The following is a 14106-nucleotide window of genomic DNA, read 5'->3' as shown; positions in this document are numbered from 1 at the left end:
CGCGACAAGTACAAAAACCCGATAGTTGCCTGACACACCGAGATCCCCTGTAGGAGTGAGCCTGCTCGCGATAGCGGTGTTTCAGTCACCATCAATCAACCTGAACCACCGCTATCGCGAGCAGGCTCACTCCTACAGGGGATTTGTGCCGGATTCGAGATTCATGGACAAATCACGCACCCCACGGCCCATTCGCGCAGGCATTTCGTGGCCGCCCGAAACTGTCATATTGCCTCCCACTCGCCTGCCCATAGTGACCAGCCCAACGCTGATCTCATGAGGCTGCACTGTGTTCCAACGTCTTCTGTGTTCGTTGTCCGTTCTGAGCCTGTCCATCGCCGCTGCCAATGCGGCCACGCCTGTCGCACTCGACACGCCGCACTTGTCCGGCATCGACAACTTTCGCGACATTGCCGGCATCACTTCCGCCTATTCCACGACCCACGACGGGACCATGCGCAGCGGTGTGTTCTACCGCTCCAACGCATTGACGCCGTCGGCGGCGGATCTGGCAACGCTCAATGGTCTGGGCATCAAAGCCATCTACGACTTGCGCACGCCCAGCGAAATCGCCGCTACGCCGGACACGATGATCACGGGGGCGGCCTATCGCAATATCGACATCATTGGCAGCACCACCTCGGGTGCGGACATCACCAGCATCTCGTTTCGCAGCGCCGCCGAAGCCGTGGCGATGATGGAACAGACCAACCGTGCGTTCGTCAGCGATGCCGGCATGCGCGGGCAGTTCGGCCAGTTGTTCAATGAGCTGGCGAGCGTTGACGCCGCGCAGTTGTTCCACTGCACCGCCGGCAAGGATCGCACCGGCTGGACCGCCGCTGTGCTGCAGAGCATCGCTGGTGTCGATGAGGCGACCATCATGGCCAACTATCTGGCGACCAACGACTACACCGCCGCCCGTGTCGCTGCGACTCTGAAAGCCTTGCCGCCGAGCATGGCCGCCGTCTACGAGCCGCTGCTCGGCGTGCAGGCCAGTTACTTGCAGGCCGGGCTCGACCAGGTCGCCGCCGAGTACGGCAGCATGGACAACTACCTCAAGCAGGGCCTCGGTCTGTCCCAGGAAACCATCTATGTGCTGCGCGGCAAACTGGTCGAGTACAACAGCTTGCCGGGGCAGGCCGGGATGATCGGCAATGCCGCCGCTGGCGCTGAGTTGCTGCGGCAGTTGCAGAACTCTGAGCTGTCCGGCACCTACAGCGCCTACAACTATTACCTGCAATCGGCGATCGACGCCGGCACCTTGGGCGGTGTCGAAACGCAAGTCGGCGGTCAGGTGCATGCGGATGCGGCCAGCTATCTCTTGCGGCAGAACGCGATGATCGAACAAGCCGCCGCAGCTTTTGCCAGCGGCAGCGATCTGAAGGTCGGCCAGTACCGCCTCTGGAGCAGCGCACTCGCGAGTCACCTCGGCACCGACGGCTCGGCGCACGCCGACAGCAGTAACGAACACAGCCAGGGCCTGATGCTTGGCATTACCCAGCGCTTCAGCGAACAACTCAGCGCGCGGGCCGGTTTCGGCTACAGCAAGGGCAGCGTCGGCGGGGCGGGCGGCGAGGCCGATACTGATTTCACCTTCCTCAACCTCGGGGCGCGTTACGGCTTGACCAGCCTTGAGCGCGGCGTGTTTGTCGACGCTAGCGCCAGCGCCGGTTACGTCGACTACGACAGCAAACGCGAGCTTGGCGGTGGCCTCGGCACAGCCAAGGGCGACAGCCACGGCAATCTCACTGGCGCGACCTTGGCTTTGGGATACCGCGCACTGCTCAGCGGGGGGATTGTCGAACCGAGCCTGGGCTTTCGCGTCAGTCATCTCGACTTGCAAGGTTTCAAAGAGAAGGGCAGGGAGCTGGCGCTCGACGTCGATGGCATCGAGCAGACCCGCCATAGCGCGGTGGCCAATCTCGACGTTTCATTTGCCCCGGTAGCGATGAGTGCGTGGCAGTTGGTCCCGGGCGTCCGCGTGGGCTATGAACGTGCGCTCGGCGATCAGCAGGTCGACAGTCAAGGCCACTTGCTGGGGCTGGATATCGAGCAGCGCGCGGCGTTCGATAACCGCGATCAGTTCAGCGGCGGCGTTAACCTGATGGCCAACCTCGGCGCCCTGAGTGTGGGCGCTGAGGTTGGCGCCAACGGTGGCGGTGACAGCCACGGATTTAATGGCGGGCCCAAGGCCCGGTACGCGTTCTAACCCCGGCGAACATATCACTGTGGCGAGGGAGCTTGCTCCCGTTGGGTCGCGAAGCGGCCCTGTAAAAGACGGGGCTGCTGCGCAGTCCAGCGGGAGCAAGCTCCCTCGCCACAGGTTACTTTCCGCCTCAGGCATGCTGCGCACGCGACGATTGCTGGGTGCGTGCCGGCTGCGCGGCGGGCTCGGGCAGCGAGGCGACATGCACCGTGCGCGCCGGGAAGGCGAACGTCGCGTCCAGCTCGGCGACCGCTTCCATGATTGCCAGGTTGATCCGTTGCTGCACGTCCATGTAGACGTTGTAGCTGGCGTCCAGGACGATGTACACCGTCTCGAATTCCAGCGCGCTCTCACCAAAACTGCGGAAATGGCAGCGGTCGAAGCGCGCCTGTTTTTCGTTCTTGATGATGCTTTCAACGCGCTGGGTAATCTGGCGGATCTGTTCGGTGGTGCACTCGTAAGTCAGACGAAACTCGAATACCACCCGACGTTCCTGCAAGCGTTTGTAGTTCTGAATGGTGCTGCCGATCATGTCGGCGTTGGCCATGACAATCTGCTCACCGCCGAGACTGCGGATGCGTGTGGTCTTCAGGCCGACGTGCTCGACCGTACCGGCCAGCGTGCCGACGACGATGAAATCGCCCACCTCAAACGGCTTGTCCACGGCAATCGACAGCGAGGCGAACACGTCGCCAAGAATGTTCTGCACCGCCAGCGCCACGGCAATACCGCCGACACCGAGGCTGGCGACAAACGCAGTGATGTTGACGCCCAGGTTCGATAGCATCGCCAGCAGAATCACCGCCCACAGCAACACCTTGACGCCCCAAAGACTCAGGGTCGCCAGCGCGCTCGCCTGAAAGGTGCCGGTAGCGTTGTGCCGCGAGAAATAGCGATGCAGCCCCAGCGCCAGCGCGCGGTTGGTCCACAGGCCGACCTGCAACGCCGCGACTACGAACCACAAACTGCTCACGCGCCCGAGCCAGCGCTCCGGCAAATCCAGCAACCCGATGCCGACCAGGATCGACGCCAACAGCAGCAACGTGGTGCTGGTCGCCGCCAACACTTCGCTGGCCATGTACGTCAGATGCCCATTGCCGGCGCTGGCCCGCGCCTGCACCTTGCGGAAAACGAAACGGATCGCGGTGGTGGTCAGCAGATAACTGAGTGTCGCGGCGAGAAACGCCAAGACCCAGTTCGCCAATGAAATGCCTAAAATGGTGTGCGTCGTGAAAAAGCCGATGAAATCCTCGGTCATTGAAACCCCCTTGCGAAGCCTGCGACGACGCGGCACCGAAGCCCACCGCCGGCCGCAGCCAGGTAAACGCCGCTTGAATGGCTGTGCCGCCAAGCGACCTGTCTGGGGTTAGTCGCCCTGAGATGCCTGCTGTTCAATCAAATGCAGTTTTCACCGGAGCGAATGGTCAACGCCTGGCCTTCAACTCCGCCGGGCTTACGCCGTAAGCACTCTGAAAATACTGACAAAAGCGCCCGACATTGCTGAAGCCAAAGCGCAATGCCACCTCCGTCACGGAGCCCGCATGCCCGCGCGCTAACGCTTCATAAGCGCGCTGCAAACGCACTTGACGCTGATACGCCACGATCGACATCCCGACAAAACGCCGAAAGCCTTCCTGCAACGCGCGCTGGCTGACATGGCTCAACCGCGCCAGGTCCACACCACTGACCAGCTGCTGCGGATGCGCCTGGATAAACTCCATCGCCACCTTCACATGCCGCGGCGCCACACACGGCGCCGGCCCCCGTAATGCCTCGGTGAAATTGTGCGGCCACGCCTCCAGCACCGCATCGATCAACATCTCGCGCAAACGTGACGGCATCAGCGTGCCGCTGTTGATCAGCGCATCGAACTCAGTGCCCGTAGCCAGATCGATCAACGCCTTGAGGCCCTGGAATGCCGGCGTATTCAGATCCACGCTCGGCTCAAACACGATCTTCTGCACGATCGGTTTCTCCAGCAACGCAGACAAACGCTCGGTGAGCTGCTGACGATTGACCGAAATGCCGTGATGCGCGTGATCATCGACAAAGCGCATCGAACGGATATCCGCCTTGTCGATCGCCAGGCCGACGTGCGCCATACCGATGGACTCGGTGGCGTGGTTGAAAACGATCTTGCCGGCGGTGGGGATGACGAAAGTGATTTCGTTGTGCGGATCGGGGAGGGTGACGCTGAAGTCGCCGTGGTAATGCATACGTCGAAAACTCACGCCGTCGTGCCGCCCGTAGACCCCGCCGATGATGATGTTGGAGGGCGGTGGTGGAGTGTCGGCGTAACGATTGCCGAAAAGCCTGGAGAAGAGCGCGCCGAAGTCGGAGGAGGTGAGATTGTCGGAGCGCAGGATGATGTTTTGCCGGGTTGGGGATGCGATGGCGATTGGCGGCATGTTGGAGTGCGGGCTCGTGGGTCAACGGTAGAGATCGGTAGAGATCGGTAGAGCCTAGGGGGCAGGCGTGACGGTTGAGTGACAAGGCCGGGAGCATGGTGGGCTTTCGACGAAGCCACGTATTTACCTGAGACCTGTCGCATGAGTAGAATGCGATTCATTATCAATCATGTATGTCCCGGGATGCCGATGCGTAGCGACGAAACACTAGGTACTGCAGATCCAGGGCTGCTCTATCGCACCCACCACTCCTGGTTGCAGGGCTGGCTGATGCGACGCACTGGATGTCGCGATAATGCAGCAGATCTGGCCCAGGACACCTTCGTACGGGTGCTCAAGGCGCGTCAATCCAGCCCCTTGCGGGAACCACGCGCCTATTTGAGCAGCATCGCCCGTGGACTGATGATTGATCAGTATCGGCGTCGCGAACTCGAACGTGCCTACCTGGAAAGCGTCATGTCGCTGCCGCAACACGAGGTTCCCTCGGAAGAAAGCCGGCTGATGATTCTGGATGCGCTCGAGCGCATAGACCGCATGCTCGGTATGCTCAAACCGAGAGTTCGCCAAGCGTTTTTATTTGCCCGCCTCGACGGTCTGACGTGCGCGCAAATCGCCGAAAAACTGAGTGTTTCCCGCGCGACGGTGGAACGCGACCTGGCCACGGCCCTGCAACACTGCTATCGCTTGCGTTATGTCGAGTCGTGAGCCGCAGGCGCTGGATCCGGCCATTGTCGACGAAGCGATCCGATGGCAAGTGCGCCTTCGCTTCAATGAAGCCGATGAACAGACGCAGCGCGCTTTTGAGCACTGGCTCCAGCAGCGCCCAGAGCATGTGTTGGCGTGGCAGCGTGTGGAATCGCTAGGGGATGAGTTCGCAGGCGTACCCACTCAACTGGCCCGACAAACCCTTGAAGGCAGCAACCTTGGAATGCGCCGGCGGGAAAGCCTGAAGCTCCTGGGCGTATTGGCGACTGTCGGCGCGGCCGCCTGGCTTGGCCGGGACTACACGCCCGTACCGGCCATGCTTGCCCAGCAACGGAGCAGCACCGGCGAGCAACGACGCTTCCAGCTCGACGATGGCAGCCTTGTCCAGCTCAATAGCGATAGCGCCGTCGACAGCGAATTCGACGCCCAGCGACGCCTGATCATCCTGCGCCGTGGTGAAATCATCGTGAATGTCGGGGCGGATCAACACTCGCCTCAAGCGCGACCGTTCTGGGTGCAATCCCGTGACGGGCTCATGCGCGCCCATGGTTCGCGCTTTCTGGTACGCGAGCGTGACGATGGCACGCTGGTCGCGGCTCAGCAGGGATCAGTCACGGTTTTCCCCGGCTCCAGTCAAACCCCTGCGAGCGCCAGCGCCCAAGCGGGCAATCCCCTGCTGTTCACCTCAAGTGGCGCCCGAACGTACAGGGACAACGGTCTGGATCTATGGAGCTGGGGTGACGGGGTGATCAGTGCGCGCAACATGCGCCTCGATGATTTCATCGTGGAGTTGTCGCGTTATCGGCCCGGGGTATTGCGCTGCGCCGAAGAGGTCGCGGATCGCCGCGTTTCCGGCACCTTTCAGCTGGCTGACAACGATCAGGTCCTCGCATTGATCGCGCAATCACTGCGCTTGCACGTTGACTACCGAACCCGATATTGGGTGACCGTGTCCGCTGCGACCTGAGGCCATCAGGATTTTTGCGTGACGTGAAAAATAATGAGGTGGTTTCTCATTCTCGTTCGACCTCTAAGGAAGGCCGGAATACAGGCCAGTCTGCCGATGTCCTTTCTTGGAGCGAGAAAATGAGTTCGTCCCCGGTTTCACAGCGCCATCCATTGAATCGTGCCATGCACGCTGCGATTTTCGGTTTGATCGTGAGCAGCTACGCATTGCCATCGCTGGCGCAAACCTCGAGCGCTGACCACAGCAATGAGGTCAAGCAGTGGAACATTGCTGCCGGCCCATTGGCGCCGGCGCTCGACCGCTTTGCGCGCGAGGCCGGGATCAGTCTTTCCTTCGACGCGGCGAGTGTTGCGAACCGCACCACTGCTGGCGTGAATGGCACGCTCGAGACTTCGACAGCGCTGTCATCGTTGCTGCAGGGGAGCGAATTGCAGATCGAACAGCAAGGCCCGAATGCTTATCTGCTGGTCCCCCAAGCGAAGACCGCCGGCCCGCTGGAACTCGATGCAACAGATGTCGAGGATTACCGCCTCGCACCCCTCATCATCAATGCCAAGGTCAGGGTCAGTGCCGACGACGACACCAACTCGGTGGTCGCCAAGGAGCTTTGGGTCGGCGGCAAAGTAGCGACCAGCATTCTCAATACACCGGCATCGGTATCAGTCGTTACCAACAAGGAAATGCAACAGCGCAGCGTCAGCACCACGGAAGAGGCGCTGCAATACACGCCCGGCGTGGTCAGTGATTTCTACGGGACGGATGACCGCAACGACTACTTCCAGATCCGCGGCTTCCAGGCCACCACCTACCGTGACGGCTTGACCCTGAGTTCGATGCGTGGCGTACGCGAAGATCCATTCGCCTATGAGCGCATCGAGATTCTGCGTGGCGCCAACTCCACGCTGTTTGGTCCCGCGGACCCGGGCGGTTCGGTGAACTTCGTGACAAAACAGCCGCGCTTCGAAAAGTTTGGCCAGGGCTATGTGACCTACGGTTCGTTTGACCATGTCGAGACAGGCATCGATGTGGGGGATGCGCTGAACGACGAGAAAACCCTGGCTGGCCGCTTTACGGCCAAAGGCCAGAACAGCGATCGCGAGTACGATCACTCACAGGACGACAACCAGTTGTTTATGGGTGGTCTCACCTGGGCACCGACCGATTACACGTCGGCCACGGTGATCCTCGACTACCTGAAAACCGAAAGCTCGCCCAACAGTGGCGGCTATCCGCTGGACAAGGAATACGACCGCAGCAAGTTTTACGGTGAGCCCAGCTACAATTTCCACGATGTCGAGCGCACCAGCCTCAGCGGTAACGTCACCCATGACTTCGACAACGGCTTCGTATTGCGCAGCAATCTGCGTTACAGCAAGCTGACCGATGATTTTGGCTACGTGTACCTCAGCGACAGCGCCGCCCGTGTCGGTACTACTGTCGATCGATACCTGTTTGGCACGGACACTGATGCCGACCAGTTCAACGGCAATCTGATGCTGCAATACGATGCCCGTTTCGAGAACATCGACAGCAGCAGCCTGGTGGGCGTGGAGTATCTCGATTCGACCACCAAGGAGAGCTCGGTCTACGCCCTGACGACCCCGATCGACATCGCCAATCCCGTGTTTACCGGCGTTTCACGCTCGATCACGCCGTACGCCGTGAACAAGCGAGACGCGACCACCAAGGCCGTATTCCTGCAGCAGAACCTGTCGTTCTACGAGCGGTTCATCGTCACCGGCGGTGTGCGCAACGACTCGATGGACCTGACCAGCAAAGGCTTGCAATCCACCGAGAAAGACACCTTCTCAGAAACTTCTTACCGAGGTGCGTTGACCTATATCGTCAACGATGAAGTGTCCACCTACGTGAGCATGGTGGAATCGGTATCGCCGCCGCAGGTTGGCGTAACACCGCAGACGGGCAGGCAGTACGAGGTGGGCGTGAAGTATGCGCCGATGGGGATGGACGCACTGTTCTCCGCAGCCGTGTATGACCTGACCCAGGAAAACGTCACCATCGCCGTGGTGCTGCCGAGCGGCATCATTGAGCAGCAGACAGTGGGCGAGTCGCGGGCGCGTGGCCTCGACCTGGAGGCCAAGGCGCAGGTGACGCAAAACCTCAGCCTGATCGGTGGCTATTCCTATATGGAGTCCGAGGTACTGCGCGGTTCGTTGTACGACGGCAGTTCCCTCAAGGGGAACGAGTTCTCCACCGCGCCCAAGCATTCCGCTTCGCTCTGGAGTTACTACGATGTGCCCGCCACTGATGTCAGCGTGGGCTTGGGTGCGCGCTACGTCGGCTCGTATTACTTCGATGCAGCCAACTCCGGCAAAAGCGACGGCACCACGCTGTTCGACGCCGCTTTCAACTACAAGATCGCCAAGGGCACCGACCTCGCAGTGAACGTCAGCAACCTGCTGGATGAGCAGCATGTGGTCGGTTCCGGCACAGCGAACTTCTACAACCCGGGTCGCGAGATTACCGCCAAAGTGAGTTACAACTGGTAAGCAGGTACAGGATGCGGTGCCCGCTTTGTTGCGGGCACCTGGCATCTGCTTTCGGCCCGAAGCGCACTTCCTGCCAGCGTCATGGGTGAGTCGCTGAGCGTCGCCACTGACCGGGTGAAACATTTTCTCGCTGCCGGAAGGCCCGATAGTACGAGTTGACGTCTTCATAACCGAGAAGATAGGCCACCTCTTTAAGCTCCAGGCTTGTATCAGCCAGTAGCTGAAATCCCACTTGACGCCTCGCCTCGTTGAGCAGTGCATTGAAGGTCGTACCCTCGGATGCCAAGCGGCGTTGCAGTGTGCGCTCGCTCTGCAGCAGTTCTCGGGCGAGATGTTGCAGGCTGGGCCGTCCGTTCGCCAGTGCGCGTTTCAGTATTTCGATGACCTGCTCACAGAAGCCTGGCGGCGCTTCGATCGCGCGTAGTGCGGCATCGAGGCCGGGACTCATCATGTGCAGCACCTGCGGATTGTGTTGCAGAAACGGCCGATCAAGATCAGAGGCGCTTACGATCATCTCGTCATGGCTGGCGCCGTAGCGGATGGGACATGCGAAATAATCCGAGTGAGTTTCCAGCGGTGGCTTTGGCCGTCTCAAGCGTAATGACAGAGGCGCAATGTGTTCACCGCTGCCTCGTCGACCGAGCTCCAGTACCAAGGCAAAACACGCTTCCACAGAAAGACAGGGCGCCGGCCCCGTGCCGGAAGGCCACTGAATCGTGAATGACACACTCTCCTGGCGCTCGACCATGGATAACTTGTCGGGACTGCACAGGCGCTGCAAGCGCGCCAACCGCGCAAGTCCGTCGCGAAAATCAGCCGCATATAACGCCGTGATGAACGCCATTTTGTGCTTCGCACTGGGCGTGTCGCGAACCATTTTTATCGCAAAAGCGGGGTCTGCCGAAAGCGCCTCAATGGCGTTCCAGACAGCGAATAACTGCTGTGTGCTGACAAAGGTCGATTCGTTCAGGTGCAGGTCGCGGGGCAATTGAGCGTGTTGCTCAATCGACGAGGGATCCAGGCCCAGCTGCGCTATCGATTCCCAGAAGACCCTGGGCAATTTACACCGCTCGGTGCTGGTGTGATGGTGCGGCATTTCCAGGCTCCGAACCGCAGGATAGCGGTGATGCGTGATGCAACGCGCCGCCAATGGCGCGTTCTGCAAGTATTCTGGCGCAAGGCGCCCACAGGCTGATACCGCTTCGCTCTTACCATTGTCGTCAACACACCGAGCCAAAAGGAGCTCACGATGACAATGACGTTCTATACCAACCCCAATTCTCGCGGGCGTATGGTGCGCTGGATGCTCGAAGAAATCGGCTGCGCGTATGAGACGGTGGTCATGGATTACCAGTCGACCAGTCAGGCTGACCGTTGGGGTGGTGCCGCGCTGGCAGTGCCAACGATGGCCGACGCTGATGATCGGCGCGTCAGTTTTTTTCGCGACGTGAACCCGATGGGAAAGATCCCGGCCCTGGTGCATAACGGGCAAACCATAACAGAAACTGCCGCCATCTGTGCGTACCTCGCGGAGGCATTTCCCGACGCCGGGCTGGCCCCGGTGGCAGCGGAGCGCGCCGCTTATTTCCGGTGGATGTTTTTCGCTGCCGGGCCGCTGGAGCAGGCGGTCACCAACCACCGCGCCGGTTTCAACCCGACGCCGGATCAGGAGTTCTTCTTTGGCTACGGCAGCTATGAACGCACGGTCGATCAGCTCGAACGCGCGGTATCGGCGCATCCGTTTATTGCCGGCGAACGCTTCACCGCTGCAGACGTTTATGTTGGCTCGCACATTGGCTGGGGGTTAGGCTTGCAAACCTTGCCGCCCAGAGCTGCGTTTCTCGCCTATGCCGAGAGGTTGATCAGCCGCGACGCCTATCAACGTGCGGTGGCGAAGGATGAAGCGCTGCTGGGTGCCAGATGACTGACGTGCCTGCCATGATTTTTCGCAAAACTCAGGGAATTTGATAATGCCGCTCAACCGACTCGACTTCACCACACGCTTGCTGATCGACGCGGGCATCGGCAAAGAAATGCGGATCCTCGACGTAGGCTGCGGTTCGGGTGATGTTTCTTTGCTGCTGTGTGATCTAGTGGAAAACGGGGAAGTCATCGGAGTCGATCACGACGCCGCTGCGATTGCCATTGCACGCCAGCGCAGCGCAGGACATGCGCTGACTTTTCTCGAGGCAGACCTCCAGGAATTGCCAGACTCTGTCGGCACTTTCGACGCCATCGTCGGCAGGCGCGTCCTGATGTATCAACAGGACGCGGTGGCGACGATCCGAGCACTGTCGAAGTGTCTGCGCCCCGGCGGAATCATGGTCTTCCAGGAACACGATACGACGCTGGCGCCTGCCAGTGTCGAGCCGTTCCCTTTGCATGAAAGAGCGCAACGCTGGTTACAGCAAATGCTTGCTCGCGAAGGAGCGGATTTGCACATCGGGTTTAACCTGCACGGCATTTTCAGCCAGGCAGGCTTGACTGTTGAAAGCGTACGCGCCGAATGCCTGGTACAAACGCCTGATGCGCCCTACAACCTTGGCGCCATCGTTCGGGCATGCTTGCCGCGAATCATTGCGTTAGGGGTGGCCAGTGCAGAAGAGGTGGACATTGAAACGTTGCAGGCGCGTCTGGATCAGGAGCGTTCAGGCTCTTCAGGCGTCTATGTTGGGGATGTGATGTTTGGGAGTTGGGCTCGGAAAAATTGACTTCGGTCTTTTTTTATCTGATACGAAGAGCGGCAGTCGGCGAGAGTAATTGGCACTTTGTAAAGGCGATGTCATAAAGCTAATCATGAAACTGGCGATAACCTGTCGGGCGACTCGGCCCCGAGCGTTGTCCTCCCATTCATGAACGGATTCAAAATTGCGCAAGCTCTCGATTGCTCTATGCCTCAGCCTCTTGGCCTTTCTTCTTGTTACCTTCGTGATCGCACTATGGCGAAGCCCTTATAGCCTTACTGCCTTGATCGCCTCAGCCTATGAGGAGGGGCTGATAGTCAGCCGCAACCCTGGCAAAGCCGCAGACTGGTACTTGAGCGCTGCAGAAAAAGGCGACCCCGTTGCGCAATACAAGATTGGCATCATTGAATATTACGGTCGAGGCGTCGAAGTTGATCGACCAAAAGGTCTGCAATGGATAACTGAGTCGGCCGATCAGGGATACGCCGACGCACAATATTACATGGGGGTCGCAAGCATCGCGGGTGGAGAGGTGGCCAGTGATTTTGTTCAAGGCGCGCAATGGTTCAGCAAGGCAGCAGAACAAGGTCATACAAAGGCTCAACGACAACTCGCTATCTTTTATGACAAAGGTTACGGCGTTGAGGCAAACGACCAACAGGCGTTCAAATGGGCTAGCAAGGCAGCCGATCATGGAGATGCCGAGGCTCTGACGCTATTAGGCACACTCTATTTTTCCGGTAAAGGAATTCCAGCCGACCCTCAACACGCCGTCAAATTGCTCACCCAAGCGGCCAATGCTGGCGATAGCTTTGCATTTGAATTATTGGGGGCGGTCACTTTACAAGGCACTGGTACTCCTAAAGACGTACCCGCCGCATTGCGTTGGTATACCCGTGCCGCCGATCAGGGCCGGGTCAACGCCCAGTACGTCCTCGGCTATCTCTATAGCAGTGGCGGGGATGTACCGGTGAACTATCCACTTGCCAATCACTGGCTGTTGCAGGCGGCGGTTCAAGGTCACGCTGTGGCGCAGATTACTCTCGCCGTTCATTTCGATAATGGGCAGGGCGTCAGCCGTAACAAGCTCAAGGCTTGCGGATTGTTGCGTGTGGCGCTTAAACAGACGCTGCCGAGCGATATTGCAGACCCCATGCGCGAGCAGCTTGAGAAAGAAGAGAAAACACTTTCGCCGCAGCAACTGGCTGAGATATCGGCTCTGGAGACCCTCTATTCAAGCCCGTCGGGTCTCAGGGGACTCAAAGGTGATCTGACAAGCGAACAGTAAGCTGCAGGGGTGGCCCGCCTGGTATCGCGTTTTTCATTTATCATGCACGCCGCCTGTTCCGGCGGTTTCAGCCAGACGGCTGCATTGCGAATTTCAAATGGAAGGATTCCCGCGTCATGTCCAATACGTTGTTCCGCACACTGGCTTTGTCCAGCCTGTTCGTGCTCGCCAGCTGCACCACTGCAACGCCAACCGCACCGACACCTGTCACCTCCAAAGCGATTGAAGCTTTTATCGACATTTGTCTGAAAACCGCCCCGTCGTTCGCCGGCTCGGCTGAAGCGGCCAAGAGGAACGGCATCACCGAGCTTGTGGACATGGGCTTCACGCGCATCGGCTTCACCGCAGACAAAAATCTTTCCGTGCAACTCTCCGAAAAGGAATGCGTCGTCGCCACTGCCAGTCAGTCGGATGACAGCCTGACCCGACAATTGCTGAGTGCCGCGCAGATTTACTCGCAAACGCCGGTTGCTGATCGTGTGCCGTCGAAGGTGCGTATCCAGGACAACAACTTCATTCTTCAGCATGACCGCAAGGGCGGTGAGACTTATGTGTTGTTGAGGAACAAGTAAGCGGCATGCTTGGTCGATGCCTGAAGAAGCCCGCTTTGCGGGCTTTTTCGTATGGGAGATTGGCTGAGTTGGGCAGCCCCGCGCGACGGCGATTCAGTTCCTGAGTACACATTTCGTTTTAATCGTAAGCAAACTGATCAATCATTCCCAGACGAGGCACACGTGTGTGGGGCCGCAACAAAGCTCCAGGAGCGATCACGGCATTTGCGCCAATTTTGCAGCCGTCACCCACCAGCGCTCCGAATTTGCTGACGCCCGTTTCGATCACCTGATCTTCGTGGCGGATCTTGATATCGGCCCCGTCCAGTTCGTTCCGGTAGTTGGCGATGATCGCGCCGGCTTCAATATTCACCGCTTCGCCAATCACTGAGTCGCCGACGAAGTTGAAGTGGGCAAGTTTGCTGCCATCGAGCATGAAAGTACTCTTCAGCTCACAGCTGGGGCCAACGATGCAGTTTCTGCCGAGATACACACCACCACGAAGATAAGCGCCCGCGGCTACAAAACAGCCTTCGCCGATGATGATTGCGCCTTTGAGAACAGCGCCTTGCTCAACGATGGCGGTCTCATGAACGGCGCAATTGCCTTGACGCCGGTAGCCGGCGCCGAGCGTTTCAAGCAATTCGAGGATTCGGCTCTCGCAGTCCTGAGTCACCGCCCAAGGGGCAGTCGAGCCGACGGCCAGTAAAGGCCAACTGGCGATGTAGTCGTCGATTTTTGCTGATTTCATAAGCATCTTCCGAACAAGTGAGATTGGTATGCGATC

The 14106-nt window shown here is 59.2% G+C and carries 12 protein-coding genes; 8 read left to right on the top strand and 4 right to left on the bottom strand.

Going from position 1 to position 14106, the window contains the following annotated elements; translation table 11 throughout:
* The first annotated feature begins 289 nt into the window (after nucleotides 1-289).
* Nucleotides 290-2209, top strand: coding sequence for a tyrosine-protein phosphatase (locus AEQ63_RS04075; RefSeq protein WP_064361872.1), 1920 nt, complete (start codon nucleotides 290-292; stop codon nucleotides 2207-2209).
* Nucleotides 2210-2336: 127 nt separating this feature from the next.
* Here AEQ63_RS04075 and AEQ63_RS04070 read toward each other — a convergent pair whose 3' ends face one another.
* Together AEQ63_RS04070 and AEQ63_RS04065 are read right to left on the bottom strand one after the other, a co-directional pair.
* Nucleotides 2337-3464, bottom strand: a complete 1128-nt coding sequence (locus tag AEQ63_RS04070) for a mechanosensitive ion channel family protein (protein ID WP_042610236.1) — start codon at nucleotides 3462-3464, stop codon at nucleotides 2337-2339.
* A gap of 166 nt (nucleotides 3465-3630) precedes the next feature.
* On the bottom strand, nucleotides 3631-4614 hold the full coding sequence (locus AEQ63_RS04065) for a helix-turn-helix transcriptional regulator (RefSeq protein WP_064361871.1): 984 nt from the start codon (nucleotides 4612-4614) through the stop codon (nucleotides 3631-3633).
* Between the two features lie 189 nt (nucleotides 4615-4803).
* Here AEQ63_RS04065 and AEQ63_RS04060 point away from each other — a divergent pair, with 189 nt between their 5' ends.
* The 3 genes from AEQ63_RS04060 to AEQ63_RS04050 all read left to right on the top strand — a co-directional run bounded on the left by AEQ63_RS04060 (nucleotide 4804) and on the right by AEQ63_RS04050 (nucleotide 8796).
* Nucleotides 4804-5319: a sigma-70 family RNA polymerase sigma factor gene (locus AEQ63_RS04060; protein ID WP_064362049.1), complete on the top strand. Its 516-nt coding sequence runs from the start codon at nucleotides 4804-4806 to the stop codon at nucleotides 5317-5319.
* Nucleotides 5306-6286, top strand: coding sequence for a FecR domain-containing protein (locus AEQ63_RS04055; protein WP_064361870.1), 981 nt, complete (start codon nucleotides 5306-5308; stop codon nucleotides 6284-6286). Before AEQ63_RS04060 ends, AEQ63_RS04055 begins: the two co-directional genes overlap by 14 nt.
* A 119-nt stretch (nucleotides 6287-6405) precedes the next feature.
* On the top strand, nucleotides 6406-8796 hold the full coding sequence (locus AEQ63_RS04050; RefSeq protein ID WP_064361869.1) for a TonB-dependent siderophore receptor: 2391 nt from the start codon (nucleotides 6406-6408) through the stop codon (nucleotides 8794-8796).
* Between the two features lie 79 nt (nucleotides 8797-8875).
* Here the strand turns inward: AEQ63_RS04050 and AEQ63_RS04045 are convergent, their stop codons facing one another.
* The gene (locus AEQ63_RS04045) at nucleotides 8876-9892 is read right to left on the bottom strand and encodes an AraC family transcriptional regulator (RefSeq protein WP_082367709.1); all 1017 of its coding nucleotides are present in this window, start codon (nucleotides 9890-9892) and stop codon (nucleotides 8876-8878) included.
* A 153-nt stretch (nucleotides 9893-10045) separates the two neighbouring features.
* On the opposite strand from AEQ63_RS04045, the gene AEQ63_RS04040 reads away from it, so the two are divergent.
* The 4 genes from AEQ63_RS04040 (at nucleotide 10046) to AEQ63_RS04025 (ending at nucleotide 13340) form a co-directional block, all read left to right on the top strand.
* Nucleotides 10046-10720 carry a glutathione S-transferase family protein gene (locus tag AEQ63_RS04040; protein ID WP_064361868.1) on the top strand — a complete coding sequence of 225 codons (675 nt, stop codon included), beginning with the start codon at nucleotides 10046-10048 and terminating at the stop codon, nucleotides 10718-10720.
* 46 nt (nucleotides 10721-10766) lie between these two features.
* The gene (locus AEQ63_RS04035) at nucleotides 10767-11507 is read left to right on the top strand and encodes a class I SAM-dependent methyltransferase (protein ID WP_064361867.1); all 741 of its coding nucleotides are present in this window, start codon (nucleotides 10767-10769) and stop codon (nucleotides 11505-11507) included.
* Nucleotides 11508-11664: 157 nt separating this feature from the next.
* Nucleotides 11665-12768, top strand: a complete 1104-nt coding sequence (locus AEQ63_RS04030; protein WP_064361866.1) for a tetratricopeptide repeat protein — start codon at nucleotides 11665-11667, stop codon at nucleotides 12766-12768.
* A gap of 116 nt (nucleotides 12769-12884) precedes the next feature.
* Nucleotides 12885-13340, top strand: a complete 456-nt coding sequence (locus AEQ63_RS04025; protein WP_064361865.1) for a hypothetical protein — start codon at nucleotides 12885-12887, stop codon at nucleotides 13338-13340.
* A 118-nt stretch (nucleotides 13341-13458) separates the two neighbouring features.
* Here the strand turns inward: AEQ63_RS04025 and AEQ63_RS04020 are convergent, their stop codons facing one another.
* Entirely contained in the window at nucleotides 13459-14070 is a 612-nt protein-coding gene (locus AEQ63_RS04020) for a transferase (RefSeq protein ID WP_064361864.1), read from the bottom strand.
* Nucleotides 14071-14106: the final 36 nt, after the last annotated feature.

The organism is Pseudomonas sp. RIT-PI-o (assembly GCF_001297215.1).
In the GTDB taxonomy this organism is placed as follows: Bacteria; Pseudomonadota; Gammaproteobacteria; order Pseudomonadales; family Pseudomonadaceae; genus Aquipseudomonas; species Aquipseudomonas moraviensis_A.
This window is presented reverse-complemented; position numbering and strand designations above follow the sequence as displayed.